We start from the raw sequence: 23157 nt of genomic DNA on the forward strand, positions 1-23157 counted from the left end.
CGGGCCGCCGACGGCGCGCACGGTCTTCCTCGGCAGAGCCCGCAGGGACCGCCGACCGAGCGAGGACGCGGGAGCACTGCTGACGGCCGGGGCGGAGGTTCGTTCCGTCCCGGCTCTGCCGTTGGGCATGTCGGTCTTCGACGGGAGCACGGCCATGGTGCCGTTCGACCCGACGACTGCGGCCAGGGCGTCGTGGTGCTGACCTCGCGCGGGGTGGTGACAGCGCTGGGCGCCCTGTACGCGATCCTCGTTCGTAACGGCGGCGCAAACGCCCCCGAGCGAGCTGATGGAGGCCATGTGCCGGTGGTCTCTTGCCGAACCGGCCATGTCCGGCTGGTCCCTGACGTCCTGTGAGCCCAGGTGTGCGGCTCCTCGGGCGGCTCAGGCGAGGCGCGCCAGGAGGGCGGTGCGGTCGACCTTGCCCGTGGCCGTGGTGTCGAAGAGGTGCAGCACCGTCACCGACGCGGGGACCATCGGCCTCGGGAGCGTCTCGCGCAGGACCCGCTCGACGGCTGCGGCTTCGGCAGCGCCGGTGACGAAGGCGCGCAGGCAGGGTTCGCCGGCCCGGTCGTCCAGCAGGACGACCGCCTCCCGCACCCCTGGTGCCCGGCGGGTGACCTGCTCGATCTCCTGGAGGTCGATCCGCCACCCGTTGAGCTTGATCTGCGTGTCCCGGCGCCCCGACACACGGAGGTTGCCGTCGCCGTCGAGCCAGCCGAGGTCCCCGGTCCGGTACACGCGGATGACGCGGCCCGCGAGCTCCACCGTGGTGAAGGGGGACGGCCCCGCCTGTTCGCCCAGGTAGCCGACGGCCAGTCCGGGACCGGCGATGACCACCTCACCGAGGACACCGCTCGGCAGCACCGCGCCGTGCTCGTCGGCGACGGCGACGGCGGCGCCGGCCACCGGCCCGCCGACATGGATGTCTCCCGCCGGGCTCATCGGGCCCGCCGTGGCCGTGGCCGTGGTCTCGGTGGGACCGTAGAGGTTCCACACCTCGACCGACGGATAGCGGACCCAGATCCGGCGGAGCAGTTCCGGGGAGAGCGGCTCTCCGCCGAGCAGCAGCCGGTTCAGGCGCATCGTGGGGCCGTCTCCGGCGTCCTCCTCGTCGGCCAGCAGGGCCGAGAAGTAACTCGGTACGCAGTTCAGTGTGACCGGGGCGGCGGCGTAGCTCAGTTCCGCCCGGACCGCCGGGAGGTCCAGCCGATGGGCCGTCAGCAGCTGGACGCAGCCCCCGGCGTACAGCGGGCCCAGCGTCTGCTTGAAGCTCGCGTCGAAGATGGGGCTGGAGATCACGGGCAGCGCGCTGCCGTCGGCCAGCAGGTCGCGGGCGGCCCAGGACAGGTAGTTGTTCAGACTGGCCCGGCCTACGGCCACCAGTTTCGGGACGCCGGTCGAACCCGAGGTCCGCAGCAGGTAGGCCGGTGCCGAGGAGGCCCTGTCCGGCGGCTCGGAGAGCTCTTCCGCGGTGTCCCCCACACTGCTCAGTTCGAGGATCCGGCAACCCGAGGGGGCTGTCACAGCCGGGGCGGAGGAGCCGCTGAGAAGCATCGACGCACCGGAGCGGACCAGCGCGTCCCGCAGCCGCGTCGCGGGCTCCTGCGGGGACAGCGGCAGGAACGCGGCACCGCGCCAGGAGATCGCCAGCAGCGCGGCGAGCAGATCGGGTTCGGCGTCGGACAGCACCGCGACCACGGCCCCGTCGGCGAGCCCGTCCAGCCGGGCGGCCACGGCGGCGGTACGACGGCTCAGCTGACGGTACGTCCAGGTGCGCGTGGACTGCCGGCAGGCCGGTGCGTCGGGCCGGGCTGCGACGTGCTCCCTGAAGCGGGCCACCAGGTCCGGCGCCGCCGGCGTCCCGACGGCTCCGGCCGGGTCGCAGGCGAGCAGCGCGGCTTGCCGCTCGGCCTCGTCCCCGGGTAGCAGGGCGAGTTCGGCCAGCGGGGTGCCGGGCCGGGTGAGCAGATCCGCGAGGAGGGCCGCCCACAGGTCCAGTACGGCCCCGAACCGGTCCTCCTCCGTCGGCGTGGCGGACTCGGCGTGCAGGGACAGGCCGGTGCCGGTCCGGCGCAGCGACAGGGTCATCTCCCCGCCGACCGGGTACGACCAGTGCAGCAGCTCCCAGGAGCGGGGCATCCGTGGCGTGCCGGCGCGGTCGAGGACCACCTCGAGGCGTTCGTCCCCGGGGCCGTAGGCCGGGCCGCGGACCATCGCGGCCCAAAGCTCACGGTCGGCGCGGGTCAGGTCGAGGACCGTCCGCGCGTCCTTGGCCGTGTCCACCGCCCGGCCGGCCGGGACCACCCGGGTCAGCGGGCCGATCACGTCCGGCAGGCCCATGAGGTCGCGAGCGGCGCAGGCGGCGCCGAGCGACTCGGGGGCCATGCCCACGCGTTGCAGGACGACGGTGAGCGCCAACTGCGCCACGTCGAGCGGGTCGCAACCGGCCTCGTCCGCCAGTCGTTCGAGCCGCGACGCGAGGCCGGCGGGCATGGTGCGGTCCAGGTGACGGACGCGGGGGCCCCAGCCCGTGCCGGGGACCGCGTCGGCGAGACGAAGCAGGTCGGTGCGCGCCGCGGCCCGCCGGGCCGCCCAGAATCGTTGTGCCCGCGCCGGATCCCCGCCGCGCGGGACTGGCTCGTGCTGCTGGGTGATGTCCCGGAAGCCGGGTCCGTCCTCCTCCGTGGCCGTACCCGCCAGACGGCGGTCGACCTCCGCGAACAGCAGGCCGATGGCGGCGGCGTCGGCCGCGCCGGTGTCGCAGGACAGCGTGAGCTCAGACGCGTCTCCGTCGCCGCGTACCTCGGCCCGGGTGCCGTGCAGCACGGGTGCCGCGGCCAGGGCCTGCGACAGCGCGGAGCGGAGTGCTGTGCCGGTGGCGGACGGGATGCGGACGCGCACGGTCAGCCTGCGCTCCCCCGCCCCGGCCCCGCCCCCGGCCGACGTTCCCTCGGACGGCCCGAGTTCGTGCGGCGTCCCGGCGTCCTGCGTCGGGCTCCCGGCCGGGGCAAGGTGAGCGGGCATCATCAGCTCCTTGACACGTGGATGATCGGTGCACCGCGAAATTTCCGTCGGCGCCGCTGCTCAAGGCGGAAAGACCAAAAATCGTTCACCCCGCCGCCGCTGCCCCCGCCGCGCATTCCGCGACGGTCTCGACCAGCAGATCGGCACCGGCCGCGGCCTGGTCCTCGCGCAGCACCAGTGGTGGTGAGACGCGGACGGTGCGGTCGCCGGCCTGTAGGACCAGCAGGCCGCGGCGGAAGCAGGCGGCCTCGACCTGGGAGGCGAACCGCGCCGAGGTGAAGGTGATGCCGATCATCAGGCCGAGCCCGGTCACGCTCTCCACGTGCGGTTCGTCCTCGAGGCGGCTGAGCCGGTCGAGCAGGAAGGCGCCCTGTTTCAGGGCGTTCTCGGCCAGCGACTCGGTGACGAGGTCCGTCGTCGCGAGGGCTGCCGCGCAGCTGACGGGGTTGCCTCCGAACGTGGAGCCGTGCGCCCCGGCCGGCCAGTCCATCACCGAGCTCCGCGCGATCATCGCGCTCAGCGGCAGACCGCTGGCGAGGCCCTTGCCGGCCAGCAGGATGTCCGGCGTCACGCCGAACCGGTCGCAGGCCCAGAAGGTGCCCGTGCGCCCGCAGCCGGTCTGCACCTCGTCGGCGATCAGCAGGATGCCGTGCCGGTCGCACAGCTCCCGCAGCCCGCGCAGCCAGGCCGGGTCGGCCGGTACGTATCCGCCTTCGCCGAGGACGGGCTCCACGAGGATCGCGGCCACCTGGTCCGGCGCGGTCAGCCGTGCGAAGACCACCTCCTCCAGATAGTCGGGCACGGTGCTGCGGGTGCCGTCGGCGAGGGTGAAGGTGTCGTTGTACGGGGCGTGGAACACACCGGGCAGCAGCGGGCCGAACCCGTCGCGGTAGGCGTGTTTCGAACCCGTCACCGACACGCTCCCGTAGGTGCGGCCGTGGAACGAGCCGAGGAAGGAGACGATGTTCGGGCGTCCGGTGTGGCGTCGGGCGAGCTTCAAAGAAGCTTCCACCGCCTCCGTGCCGGAGTTGCCCAGGAACACCCTGGCGTCCTCGCCGAACGGGCTGAGCCGCGCGAGCCGCGCGCACAGCTCGGCGTAGACGGGGACGTAGAAGTCGGAGGAGCAGTAGTGCAGCAGTCGGCCCGCCTGCTCCTGGACGGCGGCGACCACGCGGGGATGGGCGTGCCCGGTGGAGTTGGTGGCGATGCCGGCGTTGAAGTCCAGCAGGATGTTGCCGTCGGCGTCCTCGATGAGGCAGCCCTCGCCGCGCACCGGCACGAAGGGGTAGGCCCGGGGCAGGGACGGGCTGGTGACCCGTTCGTCCTCGGACACGACCCGGCGGGCCCGCGGTCCGGGCAGCGGGGTGCGCAGCACCGGTCCGGAGTGGTCACCGAGCCGGCTGACCTGATCGTTCATGAGGGGACACCTCGCAGACTGTGGAGGGTGCGGCTCTGTTCCCGCACATAGAGCTGGGTGTAGTGCTCGCCGCCGCCCCCGCGGCCCGTGCTGCCGGAGCCCTTCCAGCCGCCGAACGGCTGCATCCCGGGCCAGGCCCCGGTGGTGGCGCCGCCGGGCCGGTTGACGTAGACAACGCCGCAGTGCACGCCGTCGAGGAAGGCCTCGATCTCCCGTTCGTCACGGGAGAAGAGCCCGGCCGACAGACCGAACCGGGTGGCGTTGGTCTCGGTCAGGGCCTCGTCGAGGGTGTCGTAACGGGAGACGGCGACCAGCGGCAGGAACAGCTCCTCCTGCCAGAGGGGTTCGTCGCGCGGTACCGCGACCACGGTCGGCTCCAGATACACCCCGTGCGAGCGGATCCCGCCCGTCAGCCGGGACCCGCCGGTGAGCACGGCCCCCGCGGCGGCGGCGCTCTCGACCGCCCGGGTGAAGCGCTTGGCCGCGCGTTCGTCGATGACCGGCCCGTAGTCCGTCGCACGCTCGCGCGGGTCGCCCACGCGCAGCCGTGCGGTCCGTTCGAGGACCGCGGCGACCAGTTCGTCGTGCACGTCGTGCTGGACGAGCACCCGGGAGCACGACGAGCACTTCTGCCCGCCGAAACCGAAGGCCGACCGCACGATGCCCTCGGCGGCGTCCGCGATGTCCGCGTGCCGCGTCACGATCGCGGTGTTCTTGCCGCCCATCTCGCAGATGACCGGGCGGGGCCACGGCCCGGCCGCGGTGCGCTGAAGGATCTCCGTGCCGACGTCGTAGGAGCCGGTGAAGGTGATGCCGTCCGCGCCCGCGCCGACGAGTTCCGCCCCGACCGTGGGTCCGTCACCGAGCAGGACCTGAAGGGCCTGTGCCGGTACACCGGCCGCGACCACGGTCTCGCGCAGCCGCAGCGCCGCCAGATAGCCGTGCTCGGAGGCCTTGACGACCACGGTGTTGCCCGCGGCGAGGGCCGCGGCGGCCGGGCCCGCGACAAGCGCCAGCGGGAAGTTGAACGGCGCGATCACGGCCCACACCCCGTGCGGCCGCAGGGCGCTGCGGGTCTGTTCGCGAGGGGACGCGCTGGCCATGGGCCGCTCGAAGCCGCCGTCGGCCCGCCACCGGCCGCTGTAGTAGCGGAAGAACTCCGCCGCCTCCTCGGCCTCGCCGATGGCCTCCAGACGGGTCTTGCCCGTCTCCAGGGTGATCAGTGCGGCCAGGTCGTAGACCTGCTCGGAGAGCCGTTCGGCCGCCGACTCCAGTGCCTCCAGACGCTCCTGCCAGGGCCGCCCGGCCCAGTCGGGTCCCGCGGCGCGGGCCGCCGCCACGGCGTGGTGCACCTCGTCGGTGCGGGCCTCGGCGAAGTGCCCGACGACGATGCGCCGGTCGAGGGGGGAGCGTTCGGTACGGTGCGCTGCGCGGGTGGCACCGGGCGGGTGCTCCACGCCGGCGCACAGCGTGGCCAGCGCCTCTTCGTATGCCCGGTGCAGTTCCTCCCCGGGCAGGGCCAGGTCCGCGTACGTGAGTCTGCTGGATGCCATCGGTGCCTCCTTGCGAAGTGGGGGGGGCGGGGCGGCTTTCAGGCGGTGTGCCGTTCCCACCACTGGCGGCCCTCGGGCGGCAGCGTGTGCAGCGGGTCGTAGTAGTGGAAGGCGCGCGCCGTGCCGGGCGGCTCGAAACGGGCACCGGTGGCGCTGGCCTCCCAGCGGGACACCCCGGTGACCCGGTCGTACTCGGCGGCCTGGTGGACCCACCGCTTGCCGAGGTAGGGAACGTCGCAGACCAGACGGGGCGTCGCGAAGCCCGGCAGGTGGCCCATGAGCCCGCTCTGCAGTTCCTGGGCCCGGCTCAGCGGGAGCCGCCAGTGCTCGCTCTCCGGGATCATGTCGCAGAGGTAGAAGTAGTACGGCATCACCCCGGCTCCGTCGAGCAGCGCGAAGCACAGGTCGAGCAGCGCCTCGGCGGAGTCGTTGACCCCGGCCAGCAGCACGCCCTGATTGCGTACGTCCCGGATCCCGGTGGCCAGGACGGCCCGGCTCGCCTCCGCCACGAGCGGCGTCACGGACTGGGCGGCGTTGGCGTGGGTGTGCAGCGCGATGGCGACGCCGCGGCGGTCGGCGCGGGCGGCGAGCCGGGCGAGGCCGTCGAGCACCTCCGGCGCGAGCCAGTGCTGCGGCAGCCCGACCAGTGCCTTGGAGGCCAGGCGGATGTCGCGGATGTGCTCGATGTCCAGGAGCCGGCCGACGAAGTCCTCCAGTCGCGGCCAGGGCACGTTGGCGACGTCGCCGCCGGAGACCACCACGTCGCGGATGCCCGGGGAGCGGCGCAGATACCCGAGCATGGCCTCGGTGCGATCCGGGGCGCGCAGCTGGAACCTGGTCTTGGCCACGGTGGGCGTGGAGTTGCCGACCAGGTCCATGCGCGTGCAGTGCCCGCAGTACTGCGGGCAGGTGGACACCAGCTCCACCAGCACCTTGTTGGGGTAGCGGTGGGTGAGGCCCTCCACCGCCCACATCTCGGACTCGTGCAGCGAGTCGCGGGTGGCCATCGGGTGGGACCGCCAGTCCGGCCGCCGGTCGGCGGCGAGGGGCAGCATGTAGCGGCGGACCGGATCGGCCCGGAACGCCTCCGTCAGCGATCCCGGGCCAGCCGGACTCACGCCCGCCATCAGCGTGTTGAGCATCTGCGGAGGGACCAGCAGGGACATCGTCGCCTGCTTCTCCTGGTCGACCTGGAGGTCGTCGTAGACGCTGTCGTGCAGCAGGTCGCCGAAGACCTTGCGCAGTTCCCGGACGTTCTTGACACAGTGGCTGCGCTGCCACTGGGCGGAGCGCCACTGCTGTGCGGTGACGGCGCGCCAGCCCGGAAAGCGGGTCCAGTCGGGCTCCGCGAGTGCGCGATGGCGGTAGACGTACGGCGTCTGGAGTTCGGTGGGGGCGATGATGGTTGCCGTCATGCGCTTGCCTCCGTGTCGTGCGACGGCGGTCGGGGCAGGGATGTGCCGTCAGCTCTCCGTGCCGGCCTCCCGCAGACGACCGGCGAATGAAGCGACCGCGGGCCGCCGCAGCGCGGAGTAGTGGTCGGCGTCTACCGGCAGGACGAGCGGCCCCTCGCCACCGGTGAACCGTTCCCAGCCGAGCGCCGCCGAGGTGCCCTCCGGGCGCTCCTGCCCGGTGGCCCGCACCAGCAGCAACCGGTCGACGTCGAGCCGCCGGGCACTGGGCCGGTAGCGGGCGGCGGCCGTGGAGTGGGCCAGGTACATCCGGAAGCGCCGCCGCAGTTCGTCGTCGGGGCCGCCGGCCGATCCGTCGGGCAGCACCAGGGACTCCGCGGCGGGGATGTCGCCGGGGAATCCCGTCCCGGCGAGTTCGGCGGTGAAGGAGCGGGCGCGGGCCCGGGCGTCGCCGTCGAACCCGTCGTAGGCACGTGTCCCGGGTGCGTACGTGTCGACCAGGAGCAGCAGTTCGGTGCGCTCCCCGTCGAAGGACAGCTGGCGGACGATCTCGTAGGCCACCAGCCCGCCCAGCGACCAGCCCGCGATGCGGTAGGGCCCGCTGGGCTGGACCTTGCGCATCTCGAAGAGGTAGGCCGCGGCCATCTGGCGGATGTCGTTGCGCGGCTTCTCGCCGAGGTCGGTGCCCTGGGCGCGGAACGCCAGGACGGGCCCGTCGTCGCCGAGTTCCTCGGCCAGCGCCCGGAACGGCAGGACGTCCCCGCCGATGCCGTGGACGCAGAACAGCGGGCGCGTGCCCGAGCCGTGGGAGAGCCGGACCAGGTGGCCCTCGTCCTCCTGCTCCTCCTCGCCGCGGGCGGAGTCGATGGCACGGGCGAGTTCGGCGATCCGGGGCATCTCCAGGACCTGGCGCAGGGTCAGCTGGGCGCCCAGCTGCTTGCGCACCCGGGTGATCATGACGGTGGCGAGCAGGGAGTGCCCGCCGATCTCGAAGAAGTCGTCGTGGACGCCGAGTTCGTCCTGCCGCAGCAGCGCGCCCCAGATCTGCGCCAGCGCCTGTTCGGTCGGTGTGCTCGGCGGGGCGGGCCGACGCCCGGCGGCGGGCCGTGACCGGTCGAGCAGCGCCCGCCGGTCCACCTTGCCGTTGGGCAGCAGCGGCAGCGCGGGCACGGTGAACAGCAGACCGGGCACCACCGGCGCGGCGAGGCGTTCGGCCAGGTGCAGGCGCAGGGCCTCGGCGCTGATGGCGGTGCCCTCGCGCGGGCTGAGGAAGGCGATCAGCTGGGTGCCGCCGTCCTGAGTGACGGCCTCGACGTGGCAGGCGGCGACGTCCGGGTGCGTCAGGGCCGCCGCCGCTATCTCCGCGGGGTGCACGCGCACCCCGCGGATCTTGAGCAGTCCGTCACGCCGTCCCTGCGCGAAGAGCGTCCCGTCGGGCCGCTCCACTCCGATGTCCCCGGTCGGGTAGGGGGCGCCGTGGATGCCCGGCAGGACGTCGAGCAGTCCCGGTTCCCCGGACGGGGCGAGGTAGCCCAGGGTGCCGAAGGCGGTGTCGATGACGATCTCGCCGCGCTCACCGGGCGCGCATGGCCGTCCGTCGCGGCCGATCAGCCGGATCCGGGTGCCGGGCAGCGGCCGGCCCACCGGCTGTACCCCGGGCACGGGGTGCGCGGGCACCTCGAACCAGCTCTTGATCATGGTGGTCTCGGTCGGCCCGTAGAAGTTCACGATCTTGGCCGCGGAGTCGGCGAACAGCCGGCGGAAGCCGCCCACCGTGGCGTCGAGCAGCGGCTCACCGGCCAGGCAGACCAGGCGCAGCGCGCGCAACGCGACCCCGTCGGCGTCCGTGGCGACGGCGAGCAGCGAGCCCAGCACGCTGGGCGTGGTGTGCAGCACCGTGATCCGTTCGCTCTCCAGCCACTGGAGCAGGCGCAGCGCGTCGTCGCGCACGGCCGGTGCGGGCAGCACGACCGTGCCGCCGCAGGACAGCGGCAGGAACACGTCGCGCAGCACCGCGTCGAAGGAGTACGAGGTCAGCTGGGCCACCCGGTCGTCGGCGCCGACGGCGAACTCCCGGCGCTCCCAGTCCACGAAGTGGTCGAGGGAGCGCCGCATGCCGAGGACCGGTTTGGGCTCGCCCGTGGTGCCGGAGGTGAAGAAGACGTATGCCGCGTCGTCGGGCACCCGGCACGCGGGGATCGCCGACAGGTCCGGCGGTGCGGTCGTGAACCGGGCGTCGGGACCGAGGTGCAGGGTGGGCACCGGCAGTGCGGCGTCCGGTTCGTCGACCACGACGGCCAGCTGGACCCCGGCCCGTTCCAGCATCTGGCGGCGCCGTACCGGGGGCATCGAGGAATCGACCGGGACGGCCACCCGGCCCCGGTCCGTGGCGGCGACCAGCGCGGCCACCGAGGCGAGGTTCCTTCCCCCGAGCACGGCGACCACGGCCCGCTCGGGCAGGGCCGCGTCCAGCGCCCGGACGGCGTCGGCGAGTTCGGCGTACGTCCAGTCCCGCTCACCCTCGCGCACCGCCACCGACCCGGGCGCACGCCGGGCGCGCTCGGCGAACAGGCCGTGCGCCGAGGGCGGGGTCGCGGTCTCGGTCTCGGCGAGGGCATCCCGGCCGTCCCCCTGCCCGGCCGGGACGAGCAGGGCCGACTCCGGGGTACGGGGGGCGCGCACGGACTCGGCGAGCAGGGTCCGGTACCGGGTGCCGAGTGCCTCGGCGACCTCGTCGTCGAACAGGTCGGTGTTGTACTCCAGTTCGCAGACCAGGCCGCCCTCCTCGGCCCGCACCATCAGGGTCAGGTCGAACTTGGAGGTCACGAAGGTGCCTTCGAGGTCCACCGGGTGCAGCGCGGTCGCCGGCTCGGTGCGCACCCCGCTCGGCGGCATGCGGAACAGCACCTGGAACAGCGGGGTGCGGCTCGGGTCGCGCTCGGGGTTCAGTGCCTCCACGATCCGGGAGAAGGGGACGTCCTGGTGCGGGTACGCCTCCAGGAAGCTGTCGTGCACGTGCTGCACCGCCTCCAGGAACCCCGGCGAGTCCGCGAAGCCCATGCGCACGGCGTGGGTGCGCACGAAGAAGCCCACCGTCTGCTCCAGTTCGGCGTGGTCACGGCCCGCGCTGTCCACGCCGACCACCACCTCGTCCTGGTAGGCGGACCGGGACAGCAGCAGCCCGAAGGCGGTCAGCAGCGCCATGTAGCGGGTGAAGCCGTGCTCGTGGCAGAACCGGTCGAGTTCGGCGGCCAGCGGTACGTCGATCGTGAAGCGCTGCACCTTGCCGTGGTGGGTGAGCCGGGCCGGGCGGGGCCTGCTCAGCGGCAGGTCGAGCTGAGGGGCGTCGGCCAGCTTCCCGGTCCAGAAGGCCAGATGCCGCTCCAGCTGCGTCTCGTCCGTCTGCTCGTGCTGCCACACCGCGTAGTCGCCGTAGCTCAGCGGCAGCGGCCGGGCGGTGGGGGCGCGGCCGTCCAGGGCCGCGTTCAGCTCGCTCGCCATCACCTCCCACGACCAGCCGTCGCAGACGATGTGGTGCACGGTCAGCCCCAGCAGCAGTCCTCGCGGCTCGGCCACCAACCGGGCCCGCAGCAGCGGCCCCTGAGCCAGGTCGAAGGGCTGTGCGGCGGCCGTGGCGAGCGTGGCCAGCGCCGCGGCGCGGTCCTCGGCGGCGGGCAGCACGGCCAGGTCGGGAACCGTCGCGTCCAGCACGATCTGCACCGGCCGGCCGTCGCCGTTCTCGCCCGGCCGGAAGACCGTACGCAACGCCTCGTGCCGCTGGACCAGCCGGGTCAGCGCGCGCTCGACGTCCTGCGCCGTCGTGCCCGGTGCCACCTCGAAGGCGCCGGCCATGTGATAGGCGAAGCTGTCCGGGGTGACCTGGTGGACGAACCACAGGCCCTCCTGCTCCTGGGAGAGCGGCAGCGGCCCGCTCCTGGTGCGCCGGGTGATCGTGTCGCCGCTCACGGCCCCGGACCCGGCCCCGTTGTCGCGGGCCACCGCGGCGAGCCCGGCGACCGTGGGATGCCGGAAGAAGTCCTGCATGCCCACGTCGGCCCCGGTCTCCCGGCGCAGCCGGGAGAGCACGCGCACCATCGTCAGGGAGTCGCCGCCGAGCTCGAAGAAGTGCCGCCGGCGCGGTACGGCCGAGGGTGCGAGGCCGAGGATCCGCGCCCAGATGGCGGCGACCTTCTGCTCCAGCGGGTCCGTCACCGGCTCCTCGGTCCCGGCGGGCTCTTCGGCGGCGGAGGCGGGAGCGGGCAGCCGGGTGCGGTCCAGTTTGCCGTTCCCGGCCAGCGGCAGGGCGTCGAGGGGGACCAGGTGAGCGGGCACGGCGGCGGTGGACACCCGGGCCGCCACCAGATCCCGCAGCTCCTGCTGCCAGTCCGCGGGGGCGTCCGGACCGAGCACCACGTACCCGACGAGCTCCGTGCCGCCGCTCTCGGCCGTGCGCGCGACGGCCGCGGCCTGCCGTACCGTCGGGTGCGAGGCGAGCACGGCGGCCACCTCGGACGGCTGTATCCGTACGCCGCGCAGTTTGACCTGGTCGTCGAGGCGCCCGGCGATGAACAGGGTGCCGTCCGCCTCCCAGCGGCCCACGTCGCCGGTGCGGTAGACCCGGTCGGCCGGATCCCGGCGGAAGGGGTTGGCGCCGAACCCGGACTCCGCGGGAGGCTCCAGATAGCCACGGGTCAGGAACGGCGAGCGGACGACGACTTCACCGGGCTCGCCCACGCCGCACGGCGCGCCGCGGCGGTTGAGCACCAGCAGTTGGGTCTCACCGATCGGCGTGCCCACCGGAAGGGTCGCCTCGTCGGTCTCCTCGGGCACCTCGTAGCAGGACTGGAGGATCGTGCCCTCGGTGGTTCCGTAGAGGTTGAGCACCAGGCCGGTGAACTCGGGGAACCGCGCGCGCCAGCGGCGTGCCAGGGCGCCGGTGAGCGGTTCGCCGGCCAGCCCCAGCAACCGGATGCTGCGCAGCGACGGGCCCGCGTCCTGGGCGGCGTGCAGCCAGGAGGCGAGCACACTGGGGACGGTGTGGACGATGGTGACGCCCTCTTCGTCGAACCATTCGAGCAGCCCCTCCGGGTCCTCGAAGGGACGGTCCGTCGGCGGCAGGCTCAGCGTGGCCCCGCAGCCGAGTGCGAGGAACACGTCGCGCAGCACGGCGTCGAAGGAGAACGACGCGACCTGCGCGACCCGGTCGTGCGCCCCGAAGCCGTACCGGGACTGTTCCCAGTCCACGTAGTGCGCGAGCGCGCCGTGCCAGCCGAGCACTCCCTTGGGGCGTCCCGTGGTGCCGGACGTGAAGATCACGTACGCCGGGTCCTGCGCGTCCACCTCGGCGAGCTCGGCGGGCGCCGTCGCCGCCAGCTCCGCGTACCGCAGTACCTCCCGGGCCGGCCCGTCCACCGAGTCGTCGGTGACCACCACGATGCGGGCGCCGGCCTCCTCGAGCAGGATCCGGACGCGGTCCTCGGCGTGGGCAGGGTCCAGGAGCAGCACGACCGCCCGGGCCCGCATGACGCCGAGGAGCGCGGCCACCGTCTCGAAACTGCGCCCGCCGCGGACCGCGACGGTCTCGCCCGGCGCGACCCCCGCCGCCACCAGTCCGGAGGCGATGCGGCGGGCCGAGTCCGCGAGGTCGCGGTAGGTCCACTCCCGTGTGCCCCGGCGCACCGCGGGGAGATCGGGTGTCTCGGCGGCGAGGCGCTCCACCTGTGCGGTCAGCGGTGCGGGGACGGTGAACGGAAGGGGGGCCGCTGCCTGCGCCGTGGTGGGCGGGGCCGGCGCGGGGGCGGTGAGCAGGCCCGCCTGGCTGCTGTGCGAGGTCATGACGGAAAGTTCCTCCGGGTGGGTTGCGGCTGGGGGCGGACTCGTCACCGCAGGGGGTCGAGGAGTGAGAAGTCGTAGACGTATCCGTGCGGATCGGCCAGTGCCTGGTCGAGCAGGGTGACCAGCTGTGCGGCGATCGTCGCGGCCCGGTCGGCGTCCAGGGCGTCCGCCGCGTACACCAGCCGGGTCGGCATCGGCGGTGCCGGGGTGAGCACTTCGAGCTTCAGCAGATAGTGGGTGCGCGGGCTCGGCTGCTCGACGACCTCGACCCGGTGGCCGAGGTGCTGCGCGTGCCACGGCGGTGTGTTCTGCACGACGAGGAGCGCCTGGAGCAGGGGGGACCGGCCGGGGCCGCGGTCCGCGTCGGCCAGGGGCATCCGCTCGATGGGCAGCCGCCCGTGGGCCTGCGCGGCGGTCGCGGCGGCACCGGCCTGATCCACGAGCTCGGTGAAGGTCTGGTCCTCGTCCAGTTCCAGGCGCAGCGGCAGGGTGTTGATGAAGCAGCCGATGAGGGGTTCCACGTCGACGCTGGTCCGGCCCGCCACGGGTGCGGCGACGATGACGTCCTCCTGCTGGGCGAGCCGGCCCAGCAGCAGCGCGTACCCGGCGAGGAGCACGGTGAAGACCGTGACCTCGTGCCGGGCGCAGAACGCGCGGAGCCGTTCGGTGAACCCGTCGGGCCACGCCACCTCGGTGACGCCCGCCGCGACGCTCAGCTCCTGCGGGCGGCCGGGAGTCCCGGCCGGGCGCGGGGGCGGCGGCGGGTCCCGCAGCACCTCGCCCCAGTACGCCACGTCCTCCTCGCGCTCCGGCAGTCCCGCCTCCCACGCCGCGTAGTCCTGGTACTGCACCGGCAGCGCGGGCAGTGCGTCGCCGCCCTCGGCCCACAGGCGGGCGAAGTCGTGCGCGAGCACCGACCAGGACCAGCCGTCGGTGACGATGTGGTGCAGGCCGAGGGCCAGGAAGTGGTCGTCGTCGGCGAACGACAGCAGCCGGGCGCGTACGAGGGGTCCGCCCGCGAGGTCGAACGGCGCGGCGCCGATCTCGGCGCAGGCCGCCAGCGCCGCCCGGTCCCGCTCGGGTGCGCTCAGCCCCCGGCACTCCTGAAGCGGCACCTCGATCCGGAGGGCGTCCCCGATCACCGGGACCGGCCGGCCGTCGAAGTCGGGGAAGGTGGTGCGCAGTACCTCGTGACGGCGGGTCAGTTCCGTCAGGACGCGGGTCACGCCGGCCCGGTCGATCGGTCCGGTCAGCCGCAGCCCGCCGTGGATGTTCATCGCCACGTCCCGGGGGTCGGCCCGGTGCAGAAGCCACATCCGGCGCTGTGCCGACGACAGCGGCAGCCGGCCGGTCCGGGGCACGGGCCGTACCCGGGCGGATTCGTGCCTGCCGGACGCGAGCGCCTTGTCGACCATCTGCACCAGGCCGTCGACGTGCGGGGTCTCCAGGAAGTCCGCCGTGGTCAGGTCGATGTCGAGCTCCCGGCACACGGCGGCCACCAGCTGGCCAGCGAGCAGCGAATCCCCGCCGGCGACATGGAAGTTGGGCTGCCGGCGCGGGTCGCGGCCCACCAGCTCCCGCCAGACCCGGTGCACCCGGGCGACCGTGCGCTCCGACTCCGGATCGCCGGAGGACGAAGAGGCTTCGGGTTCCTCCGGCGCGTCGGGTTCCTCCCCCGGCGGCGGCCACGGCAGCTTCGCGCGGTCCACCTTGCCGTGCCGGCTCAGGGGAAGCTCCTCCAGCGGAACCAGCACACCGGGGACGTAGGCCGCGGGCAGCGTCCGCAGCAGCCGTTCCCGGACGTCCGTCGGTCCCTGTGCGCCGAACCGCCCGGTCACCCAGCCGACGAGGACCGGCCTGCCGGTGGGCCAGGTGCGCAGGTCCACCACGGCCTGTTCGACGTCTTCGAGCGCCTCCAGGGCGGCCTCGACCTCGCCCGCCTCGATGCGCACGCCGCCGAGTTTGACCTGGTTGTCGATCCGCCCGTGGTAGTCGATGACACCGTCGGCGCGCTGCGAGGCGAGGTCTCCGGTGCGGTAGAGCCTGTCGCCCGGCTCGGTGGCGTACGGATCGGGTACGAAGCGGGTCCGCTGCTCCTCGGGCCGGTTGAGGTAGCCGCGGGCGATGACCGGCCCGCCGATGCACAACTCACCCACCTCCCCCTGCGGAACGCGGCGCAGTTCCGTGTCGAGGACGTACAGCCGGGCTCCGTCGATGGCCCGTCCGATGGGCACCCGGTCCGGGTCCTCACCCGGGGCGCACCGCCAGTGCGTCACGTCGATGGCGGCTTCGGTGGGGCCGTAGAGGTTGTGCAGTTCGGTGGTGGGCAGGACGTCGAAGAATCGGTCCCGCACGCGTGGCTTGAGCTCCTCGCCGCTGACCAGCACCCGCCGCAGGGACGCGGCCCTGTGGTTCGGCAGTTCCTTGAGGAACTCCTCCAGCATGCTCGGCACGAAGTGCGTGACCGTCACCTGGTACCGGTGGATCGTGTCCAGCAGATAGCGCGGGTCACGATGGCCCCCCGGCCGGGCGAACACCAGCCGCGCGCCGGTGATCAGCGGCCAGAACAGTTCCCACACCGACACGTCGAAGGTGTACGGCGTCTTCTGCAGGACGGTGTCGCCCGGTCCGATCGGCAGCGCCCGCTGCATCCACGCCAGCCGGTTGACGATGGCCGCGTGCTCGGTCAGCACCCCCTTGGGCAGGCCGGTGGAGCCCGAGGTGTAGATGACGTACGCCAGGTCGCCGCCCGTGGGCGCCACCGGCTCGGGCCCGCCGGGGCCGGGGGCGCCGTCCGGCGGCTCGCCCGGGTCGAGGACGGGCACCCCCCACGGCGGGACGCCCGCCGCCGGCTCGGTTGTCGTGAGGACCGCGACCGCGGCCGAGTCCTCGACGAGCAGCCGCAGCCGGTCCGGTGGATCCTCCGGCGCGAGGGGCAGATAGGCGGCACCCGACTTGATGACGCCGAGGACCGCCACGGCCAGGGCGGCCGACCGCTGGAGGGCCAGGGCGACCACTCGGTCGGGTCCCGCGCCGAGCGCCCGCAGCCGCGCGGCGACGGCCTCCGAGCGCTGCGCGAGCTGCCCGTACGTCAGCGTCTCACCGTCGCTGACGACGGCCACCGCGTCCGGTGTCCGGGCGCACTGCCGGTCCACCAGGTCCATCAGGGTCGATGTGCTCACGTACATGGTCACTCCGCTGTCGTCTCGTGCGGGTCGGCAGGAGGGCGGGGCAGTACGGCTCAGGACGTCCGGTATCCCAGGCGGGCCGCCTGGTCGAGTTCGCCGACAAGATCGCGGTGCCGGGCGTCGTCGGCGGCGAGGTCCGGTTCCACGGGGTCCACCACGAGCCGGATCCGCGACGTGAGGTCCCGGGCGAGTGCCAGGGCCTCCTCGGCCGTGTCGGCCCGGGTCACGACGTACCCGGCCCGGTCCAGGGACCAGCGCAGCCGGGGAACGCTGGTGCCGACGGGGAAGTTGACGTGCAGTTCGAGGGCCTGGGGGTGGGCCCGCGCCTCCTCGGCTCCCAGCACCTCGCGCACCACGCCCCGCTCGGCGGTGAAGAAGCACACGGCGGTGCCGCACCGGGCCTCGGGCGCGGCGGGCAGCGCCTCGGCCGCACCGGCGGCCCAGGCCAGACCCAGCTCCTCCAGGTCGACGTCGTACACGGCGTCCGCCATGGTGTTCAGCCGGTCGCCGCCACGCCGGTTGTGCCCCTCGACGATCTTCGGTCCGGCGCTGGTGAGCTTCACCTCGACGTGCGAGAGCCCTTCGGTCAGACCGACGCAGTCCAGGAACTGGGCGACCAACTCATAGACCGACCGGCTCTGTTCGGCGTCGAGCGCGGCCGGCAGCGAATGGCCGAGCTCGATGAAGCCAGCGCCGGTGATCTTGTCGCAGACGGCCAGCATGACGTAGCGCCCGTGGAAGCTGATGCCGTCCACGCTGATCTCGTGGCCGTCGAGGAACTCCTCCATCAGGAACAGGTCGAGCCCGACCTCCCGCAGCCGCTCCGCCACGGCGGGGACCTCGTGCTCGGAGTCCACCTGGAAGATGCCGAGGCTCGCCGAACCCGCCACCGGTTTGGCGATGAACGGATAGCCGTGCCCGGCCCCGAACGCCACCAGATCCCCCTCGCCCCGGCCGAGTGCCGCCGCGACGGTGCCGACCCCGGCCTCGCGCAGGTGCTCGCGCATCGCCCACTTGTCCGTCAGCAGCTTCACGGTCTCGTACGACGTACCGGGCAGCCCGAGCGCGTCGACCAGGTGCGCGGCCGGCAGCAGGGCCTCCTCATAGACGGTGAACACACCGTCCAGCGGTCGCGCGGCGTGCAGTGCCCGCACGGATTCGACCAGCAGATCCCGGTCGTGGTAGTCCAGCGCCAGCGTCGTCACCCCGTCGCTGAGCTCGGCCGGCAGCTTGCGGAACTCCTCCGGTGTCTGCACCGACAGGACCTCCAGGCCCAGCGCCGCGGCGCGCCGCAGCAGCGGCTCCTTGGCCGCGATCAGGCATACTCGCTTCTTCGTCGACACGATGTCATCTCCCACTCGTCGAATCGCCCCCGTCGAGAGCCGCCGAGGCCAGGCAGCCCCTGAGCCGGTCCAGCAACTCGTCCTCGAGGTCGCCCAGCGCGCGCAGTTCCCGCGCCATCCCCCGCTGCGGCGGATGGCCGCGCCGCACCCGGAGCGTGTTGTAGCGGGCCGCACGGACCACTCCCGTCCAGCGCGGCAGCACCTGCTCCTCCAGCCAGTCCCCGAGCCCGGCCGCCGCGGGGCCCAGCACAGCGGTGGCCTCGTCGCCCAGCACCTCGCGGAACAGCGCACGCCCGCGCGCCGCCACCCACAGGTCGTTCTGCACGGCGAGGACTTCCGGACTCCGTCCGGCCTCCTCCAGCAGATCCGCGAGCGCGGCCGTCGCGGCCCCGCCGGTCAGCCAGCCGGGCTGCGTGAGGCCCGGTGCCGCGGCGGTACGGTGCAGCATCCGGCTCAGCGTCACGTCCGCTCGGCTCTCCACGCGCCGGCCGGCCGCGGGGTCGAACTCCAGCCACTGATAGGGCAGGTCCACCCGGCCGGCCGGCCCGGGGTCGCAGGTGCCCAGGGCCAGGCGCTCCCTCGCGCGGTGCACGGGGTCCGGCGGTGCGGGACAGGCGGCGAGGGGGCCGAGATCGCGCGCGTCGGCCGGAGCCAGGTACGGGCCCAGGTCGCCCTGGTCGTCGCTCCAGGTGAACACGTCGTCGATCTCCAGCCGTTCGGCACGGCAGGTGACGGCGAACCAGTGCGGTGCGGGCGTCGCCCCGGCCAGCCACGGCAGCCGGTCGGTGGAGCCGGTCACGATCACGGCTCCGTCCCGGCGGGCGGCCGCCGCGATGGCGCGGCCCGCCTCCTCCGGGTCCGCCGCGCCCCGCCGCACCAGCGGCAGCGTGAACGCGTCGCCGTCGCCGGTGAGCGGCGTGTGCTGGTGCACGGCCTCGCACCGGGTGCCCTCACGGCGCACCGCGAGGAACAACTGCCCGCCGAGCACCGCCCGGTGGGACAGGCCGCGGGTCTCCATCAGCACGGCGACCGCGGCCGTGTAGCAGGACAGCAGATCGCCCCGGACCCCCGTGCGCGTGCCGGCTTCTCTAGTCATCGCGGCCTCCGCCGGGCAGCGAGTCCAGGCCGGTGCCGCGGAAGGACTGTGCGGTGCGGTCCATCACCGCGAGACGGCCGCTCGCGCCCGCGAGCCGGTCGTTGCCGTACATCAGCGGGGCGGCCCGCAGGTCCCGGAAGAGCAGTTCCAGGTCGGTGCCGCCGTCCCGCCGGTAGCCCCACGCCAGGCCGGCCAGCCCGAGGAGGGCGTCGACGGCGGCGTACGTCTCCTGCGAGGCGGTCATCTTGACGTTGTTGACCAGGATCTGGAAGGCGGGCGAGTCGAGTCGGGCGCCGTCCCGGTCCCCTCCCTCGGTCAGTCCGCGGTGCTCGCCGAGCGCGGCGAGGACGAGGGCCTCGGCGCTGTCGATCCGGGCTCGTGCCCGGGCCAGCGCGTGGTAGGCGGAGTCGGTGCGCGTGAGCGTTCCGGCCCGCAGCAGCTCGACCACCTGGCGCAGCGCCCGGCGGGCGGCACCGATCCAGCAGGCGGCCCAGCCGAGATGGCCGAGCGGTGCCAGGGTGCGCATCGTGACGCGGGTGAACCCTCCCTCGGGGTCGATGACCTGACCGGCCGGCACCCGGCCCTCGAACTCCATCGCCACGTTTCCGGCGGCCCGCATCCCCAGCAGGTCCAGCGGCCCCAGGACGGTGGCGCCGCACTGGGTCCGGTCGGCGTAGACGAGCAGCACGTCGTCCGGGGCGGCGTCGGGGGCGCGGCGCAGGGACAGCAGGAAGGCGTCGGCGTGCGCACCGCCGCTGACCACCGGGGCGGCTCGCCGGAAGGCCACGGTGTCACCGTCCACGCGGGCGGCGGCGTGCGCGGTGAGCACATGACCGCCCTTGCGGGGCTCGGTGGTCACCGATCCCAGCAGCAGCTGCCGCGCCGCGACCTCGCGCAGGACCCGGTCGCGCAGCGGCTGCGGGGCGTGGTCGCGCAGGATGGCGACCTGCTGGCAGTGCATGACCCAGAGCACGCCCGCCCCCGGGCAGACGCCACCGATCCGGTGGGCGAGCGCCACCAGTTCGGTCAGGCCCCCGCCCAGCCCGCCCAGTTCTTCGGGCACTTGGTGGGCGAGCAGCCGGTGCGAGCGCAGCAGTGACACCACCCGGCCCTCCGGGTCGCCGTCGGCGTCGACGTCGCGTGCGCAGTCGGCGAGTTCCTTCTCCACCGCGTCCAGGTCAGCGGGCGTCACAACCGGGCACCCGCGCCGAGCAGCGGCTCGACGGCCGCCCACAGGCTGGTCTCGGTGGCGAAGTTGTCGTCGGTGAAGCGGTCGTCGGGAAACGCGAAGCCGAAGCGGTCCTCCAGGTCGAGCACCAGGTCCACGGCCCGCATCGAGTTGAGACCGAGGGTGCGCAGCCGGACCTCGGGGTCGAGGCTCTCGGCCTGGCACGTGAGGTAGGTCAGCAGGACGTCACGGAAAGCCTGTCGGGCGGCGCTCATGGTTGCCTCCTGAGGTGGATGTCGTGGTGGCTCAGCCGCAGAGCGGTGGCGGCGCGGACGCGGCCGGCGTCGAGGAAGACCTCGGCCGGCGGGCGGCGGCCGAGGAAGGCCAGCAGGCTCGCGGTCATCCCGTACGCCCCGCAGTTCGGGATGCTCAGCAGATCGCCGGGACGCACGTCCGGCAGCGGGAGGCGGGCGTTGAGGACGTCGAGGGTGGTGCACAGGGGGCCGGTCAGGACGGCCTCGTCGAGGGGTTCGGCGGACCCCGCGGCGAGGGTCACCGCGGTCGCGGCCATCGGCGGGATGCGCCGCAGCCCGGCCATGCCGCCGAGCGCGTTGATGCCGCCGTCGGCGACCACGATGCGGCGGCCCTTGCTGACCTTCACGTCCTGCACGCGGACGACGAACCGTCCTGCGGCGCCGACCAGATAGCGGCCGGACTCGAAGGCGAGCTCCAGGGGCCGCTCCGCGAGCGGGGCGAGCCGGTCCTTGACCAGTTCGCGCAGCGCCGGCCGGAGCGCGCCGAAGCCGGGCCGGGCGCCCGGGGTGAGGTACGGGTGGCCGAATCCGCCGCCCAGGTCCACCATGCGCAGGTCGATGCGGAGGGATTCCTGCGCCTGGACCACGGCGTCGGCCGCCGCGGTGAACCAGTGCGCCAGCTGGTCGGGTTCCTGGACGTTGCTGCCCGTGTAGACGTGGTAGCCCACCAGGTCCACGCCCTCGGCACGGAACGCGCCGGGAGAGCTCCGGACCCAGGAGACATCGCTGCCGAACTGCGTGGGCGCCCCGCCCATGGCCAGGCCCGCACCCGCCGGATACGTGTCCGGGTTGAGCCGTAACAGGGCCTCGGCCCGGGTGCCCGCGGCGCGGGCGGCGGCGCCCAGGCGGGTCAGATCGACCGGGGATTCGACCGAGAAGCGGCGCACGCCGTGCTCCAGGGCGTGACGCAGTTCGGCCGTGGTCTTCCCGGGGCCGGTGCACAGCACGGCGGCGCCGGGCAGGCCGGCCGCCCGCGCCGCGTCGAGCTCCGACTCCGAGCAGACCTCGGCCCGGCAGCCCGCGGCGGTGAGCTCGCGCACCAGCTCGGGGTGCGGGTTGGCCTTGAGCGAGTAGTAGAGCAAGGCCTCTTCGGGCAGCGCCTGACGCAACGCGGTGTGCGCGGCACGCAGTTCGGACAGCTCGTACACGTACAGGGGCGTGCCGTAGCGCTCCGCGAGTTCGGCGAGCGGCGTGGGGTCCGTCATGCCGTGCTCCCGGTCAGCAGGGCCTCCAGCGCCGCGGTGTCGGTCTTGCCGTTGCGCTTGAGCGGGAGGGCGGCCAGCGTCCGGATGTCGTCGGGGACCTTGAACCACTCGATGCGGTCGGTCAGTTCACGCCGGATCTCCTCGACGGGACGGCTGCTCACCACGGCGAGCCGCGCGGGACGGTCCTCGCGCCCGGGAAGGCAGTGCGCCTTCTCCACGCCCGGCACGTCCTCCGCCGCCAGGGCGATCTCGGCCGCGCTGACCCTGAAACCGTTCTCCTTGTACACGTCGTCGTCGCGCCCGCTCACGTACACATAGCCGTCGGCGTCGACCCGGCCGCGGTCGCCGGTGAAGAGCATGGTCTCCTGGGCCGGTCCCACCCGCCGGAACCGCTGCGCGGTGAGCTCCGGATCACGCCAGTAACCACGGGTCAGATGCGGTCCGCGCGCCACCAGTTCGCCCTCCTCGCCCGGTGGCAGGACCCGCTGGGTGCGCGGGCACAGGACGAGGACCTCGGTGTCGTCGAGCGGGCGGCCCACCGACGTGGGCCGCTCCCGCCATTCCTCGGGCAGCAGGATGGAGACCCGCTTGCACTCGGTGAGGCCGTACATCGCGACGACGTCGATCCCGGGGAACGCCGCCCGCACCCTGGCCGCCAGCTGGGGCGACAGGGCCGCGCCCGTGTTGGTGAGCATGCGCAGGGGCGGCCGCCGGGACTGCCGCTCGGCCAGCCTGCACAGCGACCAGGTGAGCCCGGGTACCGAGGGCAGCACGGTCACCTCGTGGCGCAGCAGGAAACGCGCGAGGCCGGGTCCGGCGTCCACACCGTGGCCGAGCGCGACCGCGGCACCCGAGTACAGGCCGAGATAGAGCTGGTAGAGGCCGTAGTCGAAGGTCAGCGGAAGCACACAGCCGATCACGTCGTCGGGTGTGAGGCGCAGCCGGCGGGCGATGGCCCGGACGCAGAACAGCACGTTGGCGTGTGTGCTGACCACGCCTTTGGGGCGGCCCGTGGACCCCGACGTGTACAGGATGCTCACGGGGTCGGACGGGATCGGGGCGGTCGAGGGAGCCTGTGGCCGGGCGCCGGGAAGGGAGAAGGGCCGCAGTTGTCGTACCGGCAGGTTCTCGGCGCGTGCCGCGGCGGCGAGCGACGAGGAGTCGTCGGCGATCACGCAGGAGGGTGCGGCATCGGCGAGGAGGTGCGCGGCGGCGTAGCCGGGCAGCTCCGGTTCCGCCAGGACGTGGACGGTGCCGGTGGCGGCCGTCGCGAGCAGCAGCGCGAGGATGCTCGCCGGGTCCTCGAGTGCGACGACCACCCGCTCGCCTCGTGCGGTCCCGGCCCGCAGCAGTTCGCCGGCGGCGGCGTCCCGGGCGTCCCGCAGTTCGGCGAACGTGACGGTGCGGTGCGCACAGACCACGGCGGTGCGGTTCGGCCAGCGGGCTGCGGCACGGGTCGCGAGATCACTCAGCAGGCGCAGCGAATTGTCCTCGCCCGCACTGAATTCCAACCGTTCCGCAGATGATTCCGACAAGCGGTCAGCCATGGAATCGGACCGCCTTGCCCGGCTCGTGACGGAATCCCCCGGAACGCATTGATGG

At 73.7% G+C, this 23157-nt stretch carries 12 protein-coding genes; all 12 read right to left on the reverse strand.

The features are described from left to right. Window positions 1-381: 381 nt before the first annotated feature. The 12 genes from ABZ915_RS00435 to ABZ915_RS00490 all read right to left on the reverse strand — a co-directional run bounded on the left by ABZ915_RS00435 (window position 382) and on the right by ABZ915_RS00490 (window position 23102). Window positions 382-3024, reverse strand: coding sequence for an AMP-binding protein (locus tag ABZ915_RS00435; protein ID WP_361793353.1), 2643 nt, complete (start codon window positions 3022-3024; stop codon window positions 382-384). Window positions 3025-3109: 85 nt separating this feature from the next. Continuing rightward, window positions 3110-4441 (reverse strand): aminotransferase class III-fold pyridoxal phosphate-dependent enzyme, encoded by a 1332-nt coding sequence (locus ABZ915_RS00440; protein ID WP_361793356.1) that lies wholly within the window; start codon window positions 4439-4441, stop codon window positions 3110-3112. After that, window positions 4438-5994, reverse strand: coding sequence for an aldehyde dehydrogenase family protein (locus ABZ915_RS00445; RefSeq protein ID WP_361793359.1), 1557 nt, complete (start codon window positions 5992-5994; stop codon window positions 4438-4440). The genes ABZ915_RS00440 and ABZ915_RS00445 overlap by 4 nt, the downstream gene beginning before the upstream one ends. Window positions 5995-6032: 38 nt before the next feature. Next, window positions 6033-7409, reverse strand: a complete 1377-nt coding sequence (locus ABZ915_RS00450; RefSeq protein ID WP_361793362.1) for a lysine 2,3-aminomutase — start codon at window positions 7407-7409, stop codon at window positions 6033-6035. Window positions 7410-7457: 48 nt separating this feature from the next. After that, entirely contained in the window at window positions 7458-13241 is a 5784-nt protein-coding gene (locus tag ABZ915_RS00455) for an amino acid adenylation domain-containing protein (protein ID WP_361793365.1), read from the reverse strand. Between the two features lie 44 nt (window positions 13242-13285). Further along, a complete protein-coding gene (locus ABZ915_RS00460; RefSeq protein ID WP_361793368.1) occupies window positions 13286-16423 on the reverse strand; it encodes an amino acid adenylation domain-containing protein in 3138 nt (1045 codons plus the stop codon). A 59-nt stretch (window positions 16424-16482) separates the two neighbouring features. Then, on the reverse strand, window positions 16483-17772 hold the full coding sequence (locus ABZ915_RS00465; protein ID WP_361793371.1) for an ATP-grasp domain-containing protein: 1290 nt from the start codon (window positions 17770-17772) through the stop codon (window positions 16483-16485). 4 nt (window positions 17773-17776) lie between these two features. Then, a complete protein-coding gene (locus ABZ915_RS00470) occupies window positions 17777-18868 on the reverse strand; it encodes a hypothetical protein (protein WP_361793374.1) in 1092 nt (363 codons plus the stop codon). Beyond that, on the reverse strand, window positions 18861-20060 hold the full coding sequence (locus ABZ915_RS00475; RefSeq protein WP_361793377.1) for an acyl-CoA dehydrogenase family protein: 1200 nt from the start codon (window positions 20058-20060) through the stop codon (window positions 18861-18863). The genes ABZ915_RS00470 and ABZ915_RS00475 overlap by 8 nt, the downstream gene beginning before the upstream one ends. Beyond that, window positions 20057-20311 carry an acyl carrier protein gene (locus ABZ915_RS00480; RefSeq protein WP_361793380.1) on the reverse strand — a complete coding sequence of 85 codons (255 nt, stop codon included), beginning with the start codon at window positions 20309-20311 and terminating at the stop codon, window positions 20057-20059. Before ABZ915_RS00480 ends, ABZ915_RS00475 begins: the two co-directional genes overlap by 4 nt. Further along, entirely contained in the window at window positions 20308-21555 is a 1248-nt protein-coding gene (locus ABZ915_RS00485; RefSeq protein ID WP_361793383.1) for a type III PLP-dependent enzyme, read from the reverse strand. Before ABZ915_RS00485 ends, ABZ915_RS00480 begins: the two co-directional genes overlap by 4 nt. Next, window positions 21552-23102, reverse strand: coding sequence for an AMP-binding protein (locus ABZ915_RS00490; protein WP_361793386.1), 1551 nt, complete (start codon window positions 23100-23102; stop codon window positions 21552-21554). Before ABZ915_RS00490 ends, ABZ915_RS00485 begins: the two co-directional genes overlap by 4 nt. Between the last annotated feature and the right edge of the window lie 55 nt (window positions 23103-23157).

This window comes from Streptomyces sp. NPDC046915, assembly GCF_040644935.1.
GTDB lineage: Bacteria > Actinomycetota > Actinomycetes > Streptomycetales > Streptomycetaceae > Streptomyces.